Here is a 15,072-nt window from a genome sequence, read left to right as displayed (position 1 = left end):
TCAGGACTGCGCCTCGATGAAGCTGACGGCGTCCCCGACGGTCTTCAGGTTCTGCACCTCGTTGTCCGGGATCTTGACGCCGAACTTCTCCTCGGCGGCGACCACGACCTCCACCATGGAGAGCGAGTCGACGTCGAGGTCGTCGGTGAAGGACTTCCCCTCGGCCACGTCGTCCGGGTTCACCCCGGCGACCTCTTCGAGGATCTCGGCGAGGCCGGAGGTGATCTCGTCACGGGTCATTACGGTGGGTTCCTCTCATCGGGGTTGGTTCTCCGCCGGATGGCGGCGCGCCGCGGTCGCCGACCGCGTCGGGTCTTCAGGGGCAGCGGACGACCTGACCGGCGTAGGTCAGCCCGCCGCCGAAGCCGAACAGCAGCACCGGCGCGCCCGAGGGCACCTCCCGGCGCTCGACCAGCTTGGACAGGGCCAGCGGCACGCTCGCCGCCGAGGTGTTGCCGGATTCGACGATGTCCTTGGCGATGATCGCCTGCGGGATGTTGAGCCGCTTGGCGATGCCGTCGATGATCCGCGAGTTGGCCTGGTGCGGCACGAACGCGGCCAGCTCGGACGGGTCGACACCGGCCTTCTCGCACGCCTGCAGCGCCAGCGGGGCCAGCGCGGTGGTGGCCCAGCGGAACACCGACTGCCCCTCCTGCGCGATGTACGGCCGCCAGCCCTCGATGCGTACCGCGTCGCTCTTGTCCGGCGCGGAACCCCACACCACCGGACCGATCCCGGTCGGCTCGTCGCCGGTGGTGGCGGTGACCACCGCCGCGCCCGCGCCGTCGGCGAAGATGATGCAGGTCGAACGGTCGGTCCAGTCGGTGAAGTCGGAGAGCTTCTCGGCGCCGATGACCAGCGCGTTGCGGGACGCGCCGGCCCGGATGGCGTGGTCGACGGTGCCCAGCGCGTACGCGAAGCCGGAGCAGGCTGTGTTCAGGTCGAACGCGCCCGGGGCGGTGATGCCCAGCTTGGCGGCGACCCGGCAGGCCACGTTCGGGCTGCGGTCGATCGAGGTGCAGGTGGCCACGACGACGAGGTCGATGTCGGCGGCGGTGAGGCCCGAGTTGGCAAGGGCCTTGTCGGCGGCGGCGGTGGCCATGTCGGCGACCGTCTCGCCGTCGGCGATGCGCCGGCTGGCGATGCCGACCCGGTCCCTGATCCACTCGTCGTTGGTGTCGACGAACTGGGCGATGTCGTTGTTGGTCACCACCCGGGAGGGTTGGTAGTGCCCGAGGGCGACGATCCGACTGCCGCTCATACCTGGCCTCCGATGCGGGCGATGGGTCGGCCCGGCGCGACCGGGTCGGCGGGGTGGGCGAGCCACTCGGTGAGCGGGCCGCTGTCGTGGGCGGTGACCTCGACCGGTCCCTGCCGGGTGGTCACCTGGCCGAGCACCTGACCGGCGCTCAGTTCGGCGCCCTCGGCGAGGCCCTCGGCGGGGGTGAAGGTGCCGACGGCGGGGGCGACGACCACCCGGGCGCGGGGGGTCGGGCGGTGACCGGGCGGGCCGCTGTGCCGGGCGATGAGGTCGCGGGCGGCGGGCAGGTCGGCGGGGGTGTTCAGGGTGACGATCTCCGGCACGCCGGTGGCCTTGAGTTCCCGCTTGACCAGCCCGGCGAGGGTGCCGGCCGGGGGGAGTTCGAGCACTCCGGTGACCCCCAGCTCGACGAGCGTCCGCATGCACAGGTCCCAGCGCACCGGGGCGGTGACCTGCCGGACCAGCCGGTGCACCAGCTCCCGGCCATGCGCCACCGCGGCGCCGTCGAGGTCGGAGAGCAGGAGCCGGGCCGGGGTGGACGGGGTGATCCCGGCGGCGACGGCGGCCAGCGCCTGCTCGGCGGGGCCCATGTACGGGGTGTGGAACGCCCCGGCGACCTGGAGCCGGACGATCCGGGCCTTCGCCGGCGGTTCGGCGGCGAGCTTGTCCAGGGCGTCGAGCGTGCCGGCGGCGACCACCTGACCGCCACCGTTGCGGTTGGCCGGGTGCAGCCCGTGGGTCTCCAGGGCGGCGAGCACCTCGTCCGGGTCGCCGCCGAGCACGGCGGCCATCCCGGTGGGGGCGAGCGCGCAGGCGGCGGCCATCTCCCGGCCGCGTACCCCGGCGAGGGTGATCGCGGTCTCGGCGGAGAACACCCCGGCCAGCGCGGCGGCGGCCAGTTCGCCGACGCTGTGCCCGGCGACCAGGTTCACGTCGTGCAGGGGAAGCTGCTCGGCCGCGATCAGGGCCGAGGCCACCAGCAGCGGCTGGGTGCGGGCCGTGTCCCTGATCTCGTCGGCGTCGGCCTCGGTGCCGAGCCGGACCAGGTCGACCCCGGCCGGCACGGACCACCAGCGCAGCCGTGACTCGACGCCGGGCAGGGCGAGCCACGGTGTCAGGAAGCCGGGCTTCTGGGAACCCTGGCCTGGAGAGAGGACGGCGAGCACGTCTATGACTCTTCCCGATACCCCGGGGTAAGCGCTGTGCGGGCTGACACCAAACCGCACTAGAACTCTTGGAGGGTTCCTACAAACATCGGCGATGATCGTCGCCTAGCCGCCCTGCTCACCGGTCACCCGGTGTCATTTCTGGCTCGGGCCGGGCGCACCCGCCGGGACGATCGGGTCCAGCCGGCCGACCGTCAGCGCCACCTGGAGCGCGAACGCGTCCCGGGGGGTCAGCGGGGAGAAACCGGTCACCTCGGCGATCCGACGCAGTCGGTAACGCACCGTGTTGGGGTGGACGAACAGGGCACGGGCGGCGCTCTCCAGCGTCCCCCCGGCGGCGAAGAAGGCGTCCAACGTCTCCAGCAGCTCTCCGCCCGCGCGGACCAGGGCGGCGTACACGTCGTGGCGCAGCCTTCGGCGGGCCTCGGCGTCACCGGCGAGGGCCCGTTCGGGCAGCAGGTCGGCCGCCGGCACCGGCCGGGGCGCGGTCGGCCAGGCCGGCGCCGCCCGGTAGCCGGCCAGCGCCGCCCGCGCCGAGTCCGTCGCCTCGTCCAGGCTGGGTACGGCGGGACCGACCACCACCGGACCGTCGCCGAACCCGGGGAGCAGCTTCTCGGTGGCGGCCATCGGGTCGGCCGCGCCGCCGAGCACGATGACCAGCCGGTCGCCGTGCACGCCGCCGATCACCTCCACCCCGATCCGGCGGGCGTACCGGTAGACGGTGTGCAGCACGGCGGACACCTCGCCGCCGGGGGAGCGGCCCACCGCCACCGCCACCGGTGGGGCGTCCGCCCAGCCCAGCGCGGCGGCCCGGCTGGCCAGCACGTCGGGGGAGTCCCCGCGCAGCAGGGCGTCGACCAGCAGCGCCTGCAACCGGGCGTCCCAGGAGCCCCGGGACTCGGCGGCGCGGGCGTACACCCGGGCGGCGGCGAAGGCGATCTCCCGGGAGAACCGCAGCACCGCCTCGCGGAGCTGCTGCTCCTCGCCGGGCGCGGCCAGGTGCGACACCTGCTCCTCGACCACGTCGATGGTCACCTTGATCAGCGCCACCGTCTGCTGGAGGCTGATCGACCGGGCCAGGGCCAGCGGCGCGGTGGCGAAGACCTCGTCGGACACCTCCTGGGTGCTGTCGGTGGTGCCACCGCCGGAACCCAGCCACTCGACCAGCGACCGGGCCCCGGCCTGCGCCACCAGCATCACCCAGGAGCGCTGCTCGGCCGGCAGCTCACGGAACCAGGGTAGGCTCTCGTCCATCCGGGCCACGCTGGCCGTGGCCAGCGCCCCCGCCGCCCGTTCGATCCGGCGCAGGGTGGCCGTCAGTTCCCTCCCGTCCGGTTCGCTCACGGCTCCAGCGTGACATGCCCTGAGCAGGGGCTCGACGTCGGCACCCGACGGCCCGCCAGGGGCGGGCCGTCGGGCGTCGGGGCGCAGGTCGGCGGGTGTGCCGGTCAGTTGGTGACGGTGACGTGCACCACCCAGCGCACCTGGGGGGACGGGCAGGGGGTCGGCTGGTGCCGGCAGAGGTTGTCGGTGATGGTGGAGACGTCGACCCGGCCGGGTGCGGTCGCCACGTACCGGGCGATGAGCGGCTGGCCGCTCGGGTAGCCGCCGGTCACCTCGGCCGGCACCACGACCCCGGCGGGGGAGAGCGTCGGGGGCACGTAGTTGCTGGCCAGGCTCACCACGAGCGTGTCACCGACGCGCAGCGTGAGGTCACGCTGGTTGTCGGGCGCGGAGACGACCACCGTCTGCCCGGCGTCGGTCGGCGGCAGCTCGATGACCGCGACCTGCACCTTCCACAGCACGCTCGGCAGGGTGCACGGCGGGGTGGCGTGCTGGCAGGCGTGGTCGGTGCGGGTGGTCAGCTCGGCGGTGCCCGGGGTCACGGCCCGCAGCGTCGCCACGAGCGGCTGCCCGGTCGGGAAGCCGCCGCTGCTCGACACGGGGGTCAGCGCGTTCCCGGTGGTGCTGACCGGCAGGTAGTCGGCCGCCAGGGTCACGCCCAGCGTCTGCCCGACGTACAGGGTCACGGTGCGCTGGTTGTCGACCTCGCGGACGGTGACGTCGGCCCCGGGCGGCGGGCTGGTGGTGGTCGGCGGGACGGCGTCGTTGGTGCAGCTCGGCGTGGGTGCGGTGGTGGGGCCGGCGAGCTGGACGCCGAAGGTGGTCGACGCGCCAGGCGTCAGCACCCCGTTGTACGGCGCGTTGGTCGCGGTCACGGTGCCACCCGCCGCGCTGACCGAGGTGTTCCAGGACGACACGATCCGCTGGCCGTCGGTGAGCGGCCAGGTGACCGTCCACCGGTTGGCGGTCACCGACGCGGTGTTGGCGACGGTGAAGGTGACGATCTGGCCGCCGCCCGCGCCGCTGCCCCAGTGGGAGTCGACCCGGACCGTGGCGGTGCACCCGCCGGCCGGGGTGGCGGTGGCGGGTGCGCCACCGGCGACCGTGGTCATGCCGAGGGCGACGACGGTGGTGGCGGCGAGGACGCCGCCGGCCGTCAGGACGGACCGCCTGGACGCGATCATGACGATTCCTCCGATCCCCGTCGGAGCTCCGGTCGGGGGCGGCGTCGGGCCGGCCGCCGGCCTGCGAGCCCATGGTTCCGCTCGCACCCTACGACCGCGCAGGGGTCGCGGTCAATATAGACATAAATCTATGTCATGGTGGCGGTGCGGGCAGTGCCAGCTCCTGCGCCAGGATCGCCGCCTGCACCCGGCTGCGCAGCGCCAACTTCGCCAGCACCCGGCTCACGTGGGTCTTGGCGGTGCTCTCCGCCACCGCCAGCCGGTCGGCGATCTCCCGGTTGGACAGGCCCACCCCCAGGCAGGCCAGCACGTCACGCTCCCTGGGGGTCAGCGCGGCCACGGCGGCGCGGTCGGCCGCGTCGACGCCCGGCGCGGTCGCCGCGAACGCCGCGATCAGCCGCCGGGTCAGCGTCGGGGCGATCACCCCCTCGCCCCGGGCCACCGTGCGCACCGCCGTCACCAGACCGGCCGCGTCGGTGTCCTTGAGCAGGAAACCGGCCGCCCCGGCACGCAGCGCGCCGAAGACGTACTCGTCGAGGTCGAAGGTGGTCAGCACCAGCACGTCGGCGGTGCCGGCGGCGACGATCTCCCGGGTCGCCGACACCCCGTCCAGCCGGGGCATCCGGATGTCCAGCACCGCCACGTCGGGGCGCAGCTCCCGGCACAGCCGTACCGCCGTCTCCCCGTCGGCCGCCTCGCCCACCACCTCGATCTCCGGCGCGCCGGCCAGGATCAGCACCAGACCCGCCCGGACCGCCGCCTGGTCGTCGGCCAGCACGACCCGGACCGGAGCGGTCACGTCCGCTCCCCGGCCGGCAGCGTCGCCCGCACCCGCCAGCAGCCGTCCCGGGGGCCGGCGGTGAACCCGCCGTCGAGCAGGGCGACCCGCTCCCGCATCCCGATCAGGCCCGCGCCCCCGGCCGGCAGTGCCGCGCCGTCGGCCGGCCCGCCGGAGCGGACCGGATTCTCCACCGTCACCGCCACCTCCGTCGGCAGGTACGCCACGGTCAGCTCCGCCGTGCCCGTACCGTGGCGCAACGCGTTGGTCAACGACTCCTGCACGATCCGGTACGCCGCCAGGTCGACCCCCACCGGCAGCTCCCGGGGCGACCCCCGCACCGTCGTGCGGACCCGCAGCCCGGCGTCGGCCATCCGGGCCAGCAGCCGGTCCAGCTCGTCCAGCCGGACCCGGGTGGCCTCCTGCACCGGGTCCACGGACGGCTCCCGTAGCAGCCCGACGAGCTGCCGCATCTCGGCCATGCCCTGCACGCTGCTCTCCCGGATCACCCGCAGTGCCGCGTCGATGCGCGGCCGGTCCAGCCCGGGGGCGGCGAGCAGGGCGGTGGCGTGCAGGGCCACCGCGCTGAGCTGGTTCGCCACCACGTCGTGCAGCTCCCGGGCCATCCGGGCCCGCTCGGCCAGCACCGCCTGCCGCCGGTCCAGCTCGACCAGCCGGGCGGTCTGCTCGGCGCGGGCCCGTTCGGTCGCCGCCTGGTCGCGGTACTGCCGCACGCTGATCCCGGTGACCACCGGCAGCACCCCGAGCAGCGCGAACGGCATCCCGACGGCGGCACCCCGCCAGCCCCACCAGAGCAGGCCCACCACCGTGCCGCCGACGCTGAGCCCGACGGTGACCCGCAACAGCCAGCGCCACCACCGGGACGGGCCGTACACGCACGTGTCGTACAACACCTGGGTGTAGACCACCGTGACGCCCACCGACACGCCGAGCGCGGCGTCGGCGAGCACCGCCACCGTGCCCACCACCAGGCCGGTCCGGGTGGCCACCCGGCGCAGCCCGACCGCCACGCTCACCGCCAGCAGCGGCAGCAGGAAGGACACCCGCGGCACGTCCGGCGCCCAGGGGAACTGGGGTTGCAGGCCGACGCCGTAGGCCGCCAGGCCGCCGACCAGGGACAGCCCGGCCAGCGCCAGGTCGCGTCCCGGCCGGCCGGAGCCGACCCAGCCCGGCATCCGCATGGTCCCGATCCCACCACACCCCGGGCCGGTGCCCCTCCCACCTGCGGAGGAGGCCGCCCGGTCGGCCGTCCGCCGAAGGGGGTACGCCGGGCCGCGACTCCGCCGAAGGAGGGACCCGGAAGTCGTCCCCGCCGGTGAGGTGACCACCGGCCCGCCCCGGCACGCTGGACCGGAACGGGGAGGTGGACATGCTGCTGGCGGTCATCGTCGGGTGCGAGATCGGATTCTGGGTGCTGCTCGTGGCCGGGCTGGTCGCCCGGTACCCGCTGCGCCGGCCCCGGCTGGGGGCGGCGCTGCTGGTCTGCGTGCCCCTGGTCGACCTGGTGCTGCTGGCCGCGGCGGCGACGGACCTGCGCCGGGGCGCCACCGCGGACGCCACCCACGGGCTGGCCGCCGTCTACCTCGGGTTCTCGGTGGCGTTCGGGCACTCCATGATCCGGTGGGCCGACCAGCGCTTCGCGCACCGTTTCGCGGGCGGCCCGCCGCCGGTGAAACCACCCAGGTACGGCTGGGCGCGGGCCCGCCACGAGTGGCGGGAGTGGGGCAAGGCACTGCTCGGCTGGGCGGTCGCCTGCGCCCTGCTGGCCGCCGCGATCGTCATCGTCGGTGACGCCGAGCGCACCCGGGAGCTGGCGAACTGGATCCGCAGCCTCACCGTCGCGTTGCTGATCTGGCTGGTCGCGTTCCCGGTCTGGGAGACGATCTTCCCGCGTCGCCCGAAGTCCTGACCCCGGGGGTACGCGCTGCACGGCGCGTCGGTGCCGGCCAGTACGGTGGCACTGCCGCGCCGGGGTGTCGTCCCGGCGGGCACGCGAGTGTGAGGAGACCGGATGGCGCACGGGGAGGCCGACCACGGCTGCGCCCAGGGCGAGCCCTGCCGGCCGGGCCACCACGACCAGTCCGGGGCGGCCCGACCGCACCGCCGGCTGGCGACGGAGCAGGTCTGTCGGGCGGCCGAACGGGCCGACGACGAGCTGGCGCTGCCCCGCCAACGGGGCGTCGAGACGGTCGACGGCGCGACATCCCGACCGGCGGCGGTGGAACCCGGTCCGACCGGCCAGCCGGACCCGCCGGCCCGCGCCTGCCGCAGCGACCTGGCCGGGTGGGCCGGCGCGCACCGGCACGGCCCGGTCCGCCCCGGCCGGCGTCGGCAGCGCGTCCAACGCCCGCCACACCGTTGGTGCTGATCACCTGACGGCCCGTCGGCCGTTAGCGTGGGTGACGTGCAGGCGATCGCGATCGACGGGTGGGGCACGGCCGACCGGCTGACCCTGCGGGAACTGCCCGACCCCCCGGTGGGGCCGGACACGGTGCTGGTGCGGGTACGCGCCGCCGGGGTGAACCCGGTCGACGCGAAGATCCGCGACGGGCTGCTGGCCGACGCGATCCCCGCGCACTTCCCCCTGGTGCCCGGCTGGGACGCGGCGGGCGTGGTGGTGGCGGCCGGACCGGCGGTGACCGGGTTCGCCGTCGGCGACGAGGTGATCGGGTACGTCCGCCGCGACCACCTCCAGTACGGCAGCTACGCCGAACTGGTCCCCGCCCCGCAACGCTGCCTGGCGATCCGGCCGTCCCAGGCGTCCTGGGTCGAGGCGGCCGGCCTGCCGCTGGCCGGGTTGACCGCCTACCAGGCGTTGCGTCGGGCCGGCACCGGCGCGGGGGACACCGTGCTGGTGCACGGGGCGTCGGGCGGGGTGGGGCACCTCGCGGTGCAGGTGGCGCGGGCGCTGGGGGCGACCCGGGTGATCGGCACGGCGGGACCGGCCAATCACGACTTCGTCAGGTCGTTGGGTGCCGAACCGGTCGCCCACGGCGACGGCCTGGCCGACCGGCTCCGCGCGCTCGCGCCCGACGGGGTGGACGTGGCGATCGACCTGTTCGGCGGCGCGGCGCTGGACGTCTCGGCGGCGTTGTTGTCCCGGCCGTCCCGGCTGGTCTCCGTCGCCGACCCGGAGCACGTCACCCGGCTCGGCGGCAGCTACCTGTTCGTGGAGCCGTCCACGGCGGATCTGGGGCTGCTGGCCGCGCTGGTCGACGCGGGCCGGCTCACCGTCCACATCGAGCGGGTGCTCCCGCTGGCCCAGGCTGCGGACGCGCACCGCCTGGTCGAGGCCGGGCACGTCCGGGGCAAGGTGGTGCTGGCGGTGTGGTCGGCGGCGGGTACGGCGGTCGACCGGGCACCGGCCTGACCGGTGCCGGTCGGCCCGGCACCGGGGCGCGGTGCACCGGGCCGGACCGGCGGGGCGGAGGCCGGTACCGGTGGGCGGCCCGTGGTCAGCGGGTGCGGCGGCGGACCAGCAGGGCGATGCCCGCCAGGCCGAGCGTGATCACCAACATCACGCCCACGTTGAGCAGCAGCAACCGCTGGAGTTCGGCGAGCGCGTCGTCGATGTCCCGACCCGGGTTGAGGGCGTCGTCGGCGAGGGCCCGCTCCTCGCCGCCACCCACGCCGCCGCTGACCGTGTCGAGCTGCCGCTCCAGCGGCACCCCGGCGGCGCGCAGCGTCTCGGACATGGTGAGCCGGCCGAGGAACCAGCCGGCGGTGGTCTTGCGCGCGTCGGGCTGCTTGGCCGGCCGGAAGGCCCGGGGGCCGCCCTTGGCCAACGGGTAGAGGTCGAACGTCTGCGTGGGGGCGTCCCCGGCGAGGACCACGATGGTGTACTTCGGACCGAGGTCGGCGGCCTTGGGGCCCTTGGCCTGACCGGTGCGGCCGAACCAACTGACCTGGTCGATGACCGCGACCACGAGGGTCGGGGCGGTGTCGCTGCGCAGCCGTAGCGGTTCGGTCAGTCCCACCCCGGTGATGTCCACCCCGGCGGGTGGCGTCTTCGGTGCGGCCCGGTGCGCCCCGGCCGCCTGCGCCGCCGGCCCGGTGCCGAGCACCACCGCCGCCGCCACGCCCACCGCGACCACTGCCAGCAGCCGCCTCACCCTGTCGACCATCGCCGCCTCCTCGCCCCGTTCGATGGATGGCTGTGCTGCGGGTCACGCGCGGGTCGGTCGGTATCGGTGCGTGACCGGGCAGCGCCGGCCCCACCGCACAGACTTCCTGGAACATCGCTCGGATGCAGCTCTGGGAACAATATGTGGAACTATCTGCGATCCTGGAACGACCAATTTCTCAGCCGCGTGATCAGCGGGCGGATCGTACCTTTGCGGAGGGCTTCATGGGGGGCAGGGTCCCACGGCTGGTGCGGGCGGTGCCAGTGCTCGTCGGCGTGGCGCTCGGCGTGGCGTTGTTGCCGGCGTCGCCGGCGCTGGCACACAACTCGCTGACCGGGAGCAATCCGGCCAACGGGGCCAAGGTCGCCACCGCGCCGGCCGCGGTCGAGCTGCGCTTCCTGGCCAAACTCGATCCTGGCAGGACGAAGATCACAGTGACCGGGCCGGACAACATCCCGGCCGCCGGTGGCGAGCCGACCTTCTCCGGCAGCCGGGTCAGGGTGCCGTTCGCCCCGGGCGCGGCCGGTCTCTATATCGTCGACTATCAATTGCCGTCCAGTGACGGCCATCCCGTCAAGGGGGAGGTGCGGTTCACCCTCACCACCGGCACCGCCGCCGCGCCCCCGTCGCCGTCGGTCACCCCGTCGGTCAGTCCCACCCCGTCGCCGACGCCGAGCAGCGCGGCACCCGGCTCCCCGTCGACCACCCCGGTCGCCGCCGGTGCCGACGACAACGGCCGGGGCTGGCTCTGGGCGGCGGCCGGTGGCCTGGTGCTGCTCGCCGCGCTCGCCGCCGGCCTGTTCCTGCGCCGCCGCTCCACCCGGACCTGACCGGACACCGACGCGGGGCCCGCCGGTCACCGGCGGGCCCCGCGTCGATGTCGTGGTAGGTAGCTAGACCAGGCGGAGCCGGGCGGCGCGCAGCCGGGTCAGGGTGCGCTCCCGACCGAGCACCTCCAGCGACTCGAACAGCGGCAACCCGACGGTACGGCCGGTGACCGCCACCCGGACCGGGGCCTGCGCCTTGCCCAGCTTGAGGCCGCGCTCCGCGCCGACCGCCTCCAGTGTCGACTTCAGCGACTCCGCGTCCCAGGACTCCAGCGCCGTGTAGCCGGCGACGGCCGCGTCGAGCAGGTCGGCCGCCCCCTCCTTCATCGCCTTGGCCCAGGCCGCCTCGTCGATCGACGGCTCGGCGAGGAAGAGGAAGTCGACGTTGGGCACGATCTCGCTGAGCACCGCGATCCGGGTCTGCGCCAGCGGCGCCACCGCGGCGAACGCGTCGGCGTCGAACTCCTCCGGCAGCCACGGCGGCGGGGCGATGGTGCCGGTGCCGGTCAGCCACGGCTGGCAGGCGGCCACGAACTCGTCGACCGGCAGCGCCCGGATGTACTCGCCGTTGAACGCGCGCAGCTTCTTCTCGTCGAAGAAGGCGGGGGAGGGGTTGACCTCGGTCAGCCGGAACTCCTCCTCGATCACCGACCAGGGCACGATCTCCCGGTCGCCCGAGGGCGCCCAGCCGAGCAGCATCAGGTAGTTGCGCATCGCGGCGGCGAGGTAACCCTCGTCCCGGTACGCCTCCAGGGCCACCTTGTCGCGGCGCTTGGAGAGCTTCTGCCGCTTCTCGTTGACCACCACCGGCACGTGCGCCCAGACCGGCGGCTTGACCCCCAGGGCGTCCCAGAGGAGCTGCTGCTTCGGGGTGTTCGGCAGGTGCTCCTCGGCCCGGATCACGTGGGTGATGCCCATCGTCATGTCGTCCACGACGTTGGCGAGCAGGAACACCGCGGAGCCGTCGCCGCGGGCGATGACGAAGTCCTCGATCAGCTTGTTCTCGAACGTCGGCTCGCCCCGGATCAGGTCGACCACCACGGTCGCCCCCTCGTCGGGGGTACGGAAGCGCAGCGCCCGCCCCTCACCCGGCGGCAGGCCCCGGTCCCGGCAGAAGCCGTCGTAGCCCTGGTACTGCGAGCCGGTACGGGCCTGCACCGCCTCCCGGGTGCAGTCGCAGTAGTAGGCCCGGCCGGCGTCGTGCAGCCGCTGGGCGGCGGCCCGGTGCTCACCGGCGTACGCCGACTGGAAGTAGGGGCCCTCGTAGGTGTCGCGGGCGATGCCGATCCAGTCCAGCGCGGACAGGATGCCCTCGGTCCACTCGGGCTTGTTGCGGGCGGCGTCGGTGTCCTCGACGCGCAGCACGAACACCCCACCCTGCTGCCTGGCGAAGATCCAGTTCTGCAGCGCCGAGCGGGCGCCGCCGACGTGGAACATACCGGTCGGGGAGGGGGCGAAGCGCACACGTACCGTCACGCCGTCCAGCCTACGGCCGGCCGCGACCGGGTTCGCCAGGGGGCCGGGACGCCGCCAGCCGGCCCACCGCCGACGGGCGTTGCCGACCTGTGGGCGGCGACCCGGCCCGGACCGCCCGGGTCGCCGCCGGGGGTCAGCGCACGCCCCGGATCTTGAGGACCAGGGCGCTGCCGAGCAGGGTCACCACGGCGGTCACCGCGTACAGCGTGGGATAGCCGCCCAGGTGGACCACGATCGGGGCGGAGAGCGCCGGGCCGAGCACCTGGGGTGCCGAGTTCGCGATGTTGATCACGCCGAGGTCCTTGGCCCGGTCGGTGGCGCGCGGCAGCACCTCGGTGATCAGCGCCGCGTCGACCGACAGGTAGACGCCGTAGCCGGCACCGAGCAGCACGGCCGCGACCAGCGCCATCGGCCAGGTCGGCGCGACCGCCAGCAGCAGCGCGGCCACCGCCATCACCACCCCGGAGACGATCACGTAGACCTTGCGCCGACCGGACCGGTCGGACATCATCCCGGCGACCACGGCGGTGAGCATCATGCCGAGGGTGTAGAGCAGGATCAGCACCAGCAGCCCGCCCTCGGGGTCGGGGTAGCGCACCCCGTCGGTGAGGAAGTACAGCAGGTAGAGGGTGCCCAGGGCGTTGCCGATCTGCACCAGGAACCGGGTGATCCAGGCCCAGGCGAAGTCCGGGTGCCGGCGCGGGTCGATCCACATCGAGGCGACCAGCGCGCGTAGCCGCAGCGGCGGGCGGTGCTGCCGGGGCAGCGGGTCGTCGGGGGTGAGGAGGGCGAACGGCAACGACAGCAGCAGCACCGCCAACGCCATCGCGGTGTAGCCGGGCACGGTGCCGCTGACCAGGGCGGTGACCAGCACCGCGCCGAGCACCAGGCCGAGCGCCTGCGGGATGCCCACCCAGCCGGAGACCCCGCCGCGCTGCACCACCGGCACCCGGTCGGGGATGCCGGCGGTGAGGCTGGCCAGCATCGCGTTGAAGCAGACCTGGGCGGCGACCCAGCCCAGCGCGACCCCGGCGATGGTCTGCTGCCGGGCCAGCAGCACCAGCGCCAACGCGCCGAGCACCGCGCCGCCGGCCGTCCAGACGTGCCGGCGGCCGAACTCCCGCCCGCCGATGCGCAGGCAGGTGCGGTCCGACAGCGCCCCGGCGAGCGGGTTGGCCAGCACCGCCGCGAGCGCGCCCAGCCCGGTGACGACGGCCAGCATCGCCTCCTTGTGGTCCGGCGAGATCCGTTCCACCTGTTGGGGCAGCAGCACCTGGATGGGGGTGAAGAAGGCCATCCACACCCCGAGGTTGGCCGCGAAGATCAACGCGATCCAGCTCCGCCGGACCGGGACGACCGGGTCGGCGAGCGCCGCCGGCAGCGAGGCCGGCGTCGGGTCGACGGTGGTCACCCCCGGCCGGCCTGGGCCCGGTACCAGGCGTACGAGGACTTGGGCGTGCGGGTCCCGGTGGCGAAGTCGACGTGCACCAGGCCGAAGCGCTTGGTGAAGCCCTCCGCCCACTCCCAGTTGTCCAGCAGCGACCAGACGAAGTACCCGGTCACGTCGACGCCCTCGTCGATGGCGGCCCGCAGGGCGCGCAGGTGCCCGTCGAGGTAGCCGATCCGGTCCGGGTCGTGCACCAGACCGTCGGCGTCCGGGACGTCGTCGAAGGCGCAGCCGCCCTCGGTGATCTGGATCGGCGGCAGCGCGTCGCCGTACCTGTCGCGCAGGCCGACGAGCAGGGTACGCAGCCCGTCCGGGACCACCGGCCAGTCGAACGCGGTACGCGGGTAGCCCTCCAGCGGGACCAGTTCGAACGGCAGCGGGGAGTCCTCCTCGGGGGCGCGTACCCCGGTCGGGTTGTAGTAGTTGACCCCGAGCACGTCCAGCGGTGCGGCGATCACCGCCAGGTCGCCGTCGCGGACCACGCCCGGGTCGAAGCCGTCCGGGTAGCCCCGGCCCAGTAGCGGGTCGGTGAACAGGTGGTTGTGCAGGGCGTCGTACGCCGCCGCGGCGGCATGGTCGGCGTCGGTGTCGCCGTGCCGGAGGACAGGCGAGTAGTTGTTGGCGATGGCCACCGGGGAGCTGCTGCGGGCGCGCAGCGCGGCGACGGCCAGCCCGTGCCCGAGCAGTTGGTGGTGGGCGGCGGGGAAGGAGTCGAAGAGCAGGGTCTGGCCGGGGGCGTGTTCCCCGGTGCCGTGGCCGAGGCTCAGGTGGATGAACGGCTCGTTGAGGGTGATCCAGAGTTTCACCCGGTCGCCGAGGCGTTCGGCGGTCACGTCGGCGTACTCGGCGAAGTGGGCGGCGGTGTCCCGGTTCAGCCAGCCGCCGGCGTCCTGGAGCGGCTGCGGCAGGTCCCAGTGGAACAGGGTGGCGACCGGGTCGATGCCGGCGGCCAGCAGGTCGTCGACGAGCCGGTCGTAGAAGTCCAGGCCGGCGGCGTTGACCGGGCCGGTGCCGCCGGGCCGCACCCGGGGCCAGGCGATCGAGAACCGGTACGCCGACACCCCGAGCCCGGCCAGCAGCGCGACGTCCTCCCGGTGCCGGTGGTAGTGGTCGCAGGTCACGTCGCCGGTGCTGCCGTCGATGATCCGGCCGGGGGTGTGCGCGAAGGTGTCCCAGATGGACGGTCCCCGGCCGTCGGCGGTGGCGCCCCCCTCGATCTGGTACGCCGAGGTGGACACCCCCCAACGGAAACCGGCGGGGAAACCGGGGATCGGTGCGGTCGTCATCCACCCTCCCAGAACGCGAAACGTGTTCGCACTCTAGGGCGCGAAGTCCGCGAGCGCCATAGGTGCGAGGCAATGCGGGCGCAAGGGTTTTCGGCGTGTCTTTTTCCGAACACGTCCCAGTAAGTCCGATTTAGCGCATAGAGTGCGGAATATCGCGG

The 15,072-nt window shown here is 74.3% G+C and carries 15 protein-coding genes; 4 read left to right on the top strand and 11 right to left on the bottom strand.

Annotation, left to right across the window (positions count from 1 at the left end):
* The 7 genes from ACN261_RS01360 to ACN261_RS01330 all read right to left on the bottom strand — a co-directional run bounded on the left by ACN261_RS01360 (position 1) and on the right by ACN261_RS01330 (position 6,935).
* Positions 1-240 (bottom strand): acyl carrier protein, encoded by a 240-nt coding sequence (locus ACN261_RS01360; protein WP_067313076.1) that lies wholly within the window; start codon positions 238-240, stop codon positions 1-3.
* 76 nt (positions 241-316) lie between these two features.
* Entirely contained in the window at positions 317-1,261 is a 945-nt protein-coding gene (locus ACN261_RS01355; protein WP_204926396.1) for a beta-ketoacyl-ACP synthase III, read from the bottom strand.
* Complete coding sequence (locus ACN261_RS01350; RefSeq protein WP_425847959.1) at positions 1,258-2,427, bottom strand: acyltransferase domain-containing protein; 1,170 nt, start codon at positions 2,425-2,427, stop codon at positions 1,258-1,260. The genes ACN261_RS01355 and ACN261_RS01350 overlap by 4 nt, the downstream gene beginning before the upstream one ends.
* Positions 2,428-2,562: 135 nt before the next feature.
* The gene (locus ACN261_RS01345) at positions 2,563-3,906 is read right to left on the bottom strand and encodes a PucR family transcriptional regulator (protein WP_421486890.1); all 1,344 of its coding nucleotides are present in this window, start codon (positions 3,904-3,906) and stop codon (positions 2,563-2,565) included.
* Positions 3,876-4,955, bottom strand: coding sequence for a cellulose binding domain-containing protein (locus tag ACN261_RS01340; RefSeq protein WP_425847957.1), 1,080 nt, complete (start codon positions 4,953-4,955; stop codon positions 3,876-3,878). The genes ACN261_RS01345 and ACN261_RS01340 overlap by 31 nt, the downstream gene beginning before the upstream one ends.
* A 133-nt stretch (positions 4,956-5,088) precedes the next feature.
* Positions 5,089-5,754, bottom strand: a complete 666-nt coding sequence (locus ACN261_RS01335; RefSeq protein ID WP_421483608.1) for a response regulator — start codon at positions 5,752-5,754, stop codon at positions 5,089-5,091.
* Entirely contained in the window at positions 5,751-6,935 is a 1,185-nt protein-coding gene (locus ACN261_RS01330) for a sensor histidine kinase (RefSeq protein WP_425847954.1), read from the bottom strand. Before ACN261_RS01330 ends, ACN261_RS01335 begins: the two co-directional genes overlap by 4 nt.
* A gap of 188 nt (positions 6,936-7,123) precedes the next feature.
* Here ACN261_RS01330 and ACN261_RS01325 point away from each other — a divergent pair, with 188 nt between their 5' ends.
* The 3 genes from ACN261_RS01325 (at position 7,124) to ACN261_RS01315 (ending at position 9,124) form a co-directional block, all read left to right on the top strand.
* On the top strand, positions 7,124-7,663 hold the full coding sequence (locus tag ACN261_RS01325) for a hypothetical protein (RefSeq protein ID WP_425847952.1): 540 nt from the start codon (positions 7,124-7,126) through the stop codon (positions 7,661-7,663).
* 102 nt (positions 7,664-7,765) lie between these two features.
* Positions 7,766-8,122: a hypothetical protein gene (locus ACN261_RS01320; RefSeq protein WP_421483605.1), complete on the top strand. Its 357-nt coding sequence runs from the start codon at positions 7,766-7,768 to the stop codon at positions 8,120-8,122.
* 36 nt (positions 8,123-8,158) lie between these two features.
* The gene (locus ACN261_RS01315; protein WP_425847950.1) at positions 8,159-9,124 is read left to right on the top strand and encodes an NADP-dependent oxidoreductase; all 966 of its coding nucleotides are present in this window, start codon (positions 8,159-8,161) and stop codon (positions 9,122-9,124) included.
* Positions 9,125-9,209: 85 nt separating this feature from the next.
* Here the strand turns inward: ACN261_RS01315 and ACN261_RS01310 are convergent, their stop codons facing one another.
* Positions 9,210-9,878 carry a hypothetical protein gene (locus ACN261_RS01310; protein ID WP_421483603.1) on the bottom strand — a complete coding sequence of 223 codons (669 nt, stop codon included), beginning with the start codon at positions 9,876-9,878 and terminating at the stop codon, positions 9,210-9,212.
* Between the two features lie 224 nt (positions 9,879-10,102).
* Between ACN261_RS01310 and ACN261_RS01305 the strand changes: the two genes are divergently transcribed.
* On the top strand, positions 10,103-10,708 hold the full coding sequence (locus ACN261_RS01305; protein ID WP_421483602.1) for a copper resistance CopC family protein: 606 nt from the start codon (positions 10,103-10,105) through the stop codon (positions 10,706-10,708).
* A 63-nt stretch (positions 10,709-10,771) separates the two neighbouring features.
* On the opposite strand, the gene gltX is transcribed toward ACN261_RS01305, so the two are convergent.
* From gltX to ACN261_RS01290, 3 genes are all read right to left on the bottom strand, one after another.
* A complete protein-coding gene (gene gltX / locus ACN261_RS01300) occupies positions 10,772-12,181 on the bottom strand; it encodes a glutamate--tRNA ligase (protein ID WP_421483601.1) in 1,410 nt (469 codons plus the stop codon).
* Between the two features lie 133 nt (positions 12,182-12,314).
* The gene (locus ACN261_RS01295; protein ID WP_421483600.1) at positions 12,315-13,592 is read right to left on the bottom strand and encodes an MFS transporter; all 1,278 of its coding nucleotides are present in this window, start codon (positions 13,590-13,592) and stop codon (positions 12,315-12,317) included.
* Entirely contained in the window at positions 13,589-14,914 is a 1,326-nt protein-coding gene (locus tag ACN261_RS01290) for a GH1 family beta-glucosidase (RefSeq protein WP_421483599.1), read from the bottom strand. The genes ACN261_RS01295 and ACN261_RS01290 overlap by 4 nt, the downstream gene beginning before the upstream one ends.
* Positions 14,915-15,072 lie beyond the last annotated feature (158 nt).

Source organism: Micromonospora sp. WMMD723 (assembly GCF_049863385.1).
GTDB classification, from domain to species: domain Bacteria; phylum Actinomycetota; class Actinomycetes; order Mycobacteriales; family Micromonosporaceae; genus Micromonospora; species Micromonospora wenchangensis.
This window is presented reverse-complemented; position numbering and strand designations above follow the sequence as displayed.

What these genes read in the sequence shown, in the direction of transcription:
- ACN261_RS01360 (WP_067313076.1), bottom strand. Translation starts at nt 240, where the DNA reads ATGACCCGTGACGAGATCACCTCCGGCCTCGCCGAGATCCTCGAAGAG.
- ACN261_RS01355 (WP_204926396.1), bottom strand. Translation starts at nt 1,261, where the DNA reads ATGAGCGGCAGTCGGATCGTCGCCCTCGGGCACTACCAACCCTCCCGG.
- ACN261_RS01340 (WP_425847957.1), bottom strand. Translation starts at nt 4,955, where the DNA reads ATGATCGCGTCCAGGCGGTCCGTCCTGACGGCCGGCGGCGTCCTCGCC.
- ACN261_RS01330 (WP_425847954.1), bottom strand. Translation starts at nt 6,935, where the DNA reads ATGCGGATGCCGGGCTGGGTCGGCTCCGGCCGGCCGGGACGCGACCTG.
- ACN261_RS01325 (WP_425847952.1), top strand. Translation starts at nt 7,124, where the DNA reads ATGCTGCTGGCGGTCATCGTCGGGTGCGAGATCGGATTCTGGGTGCTG.
- ACN261_RS01320 (WP_421483605.1), top strand. Translation starts at nt 7,766, where the DNA reads ATGGCGCACGGGGAGGCCGACCACGGCTGCGCCCAGGGCGAGCCCTGC.
- ACN261_RS01310 (WP_421483603.1), bottom strand. Translation starts at nt 9,878, where the DNA reads ATGGTCGACAGGGTGAGGCGGCTGCTGGCAGTGGTCGCGGTGGGCGTG.
- ACN261_RS01305 (WP_421483602.1), top strand. Translation starts at nt 10,103, where the DNA reads ATGGGGGGCAGGGTCCCACGGCTGGTGCGGGCGGTGCCAGTGCTCGTC.
- ACN261_RS01290 (WP_421483599.1), bottom strand. Translation starts at nt 14,914, where the DNA reads ATGACGACCGCACCGATCCCCGGTTTCCCCGCCGGTTTCCGTTGGGGG.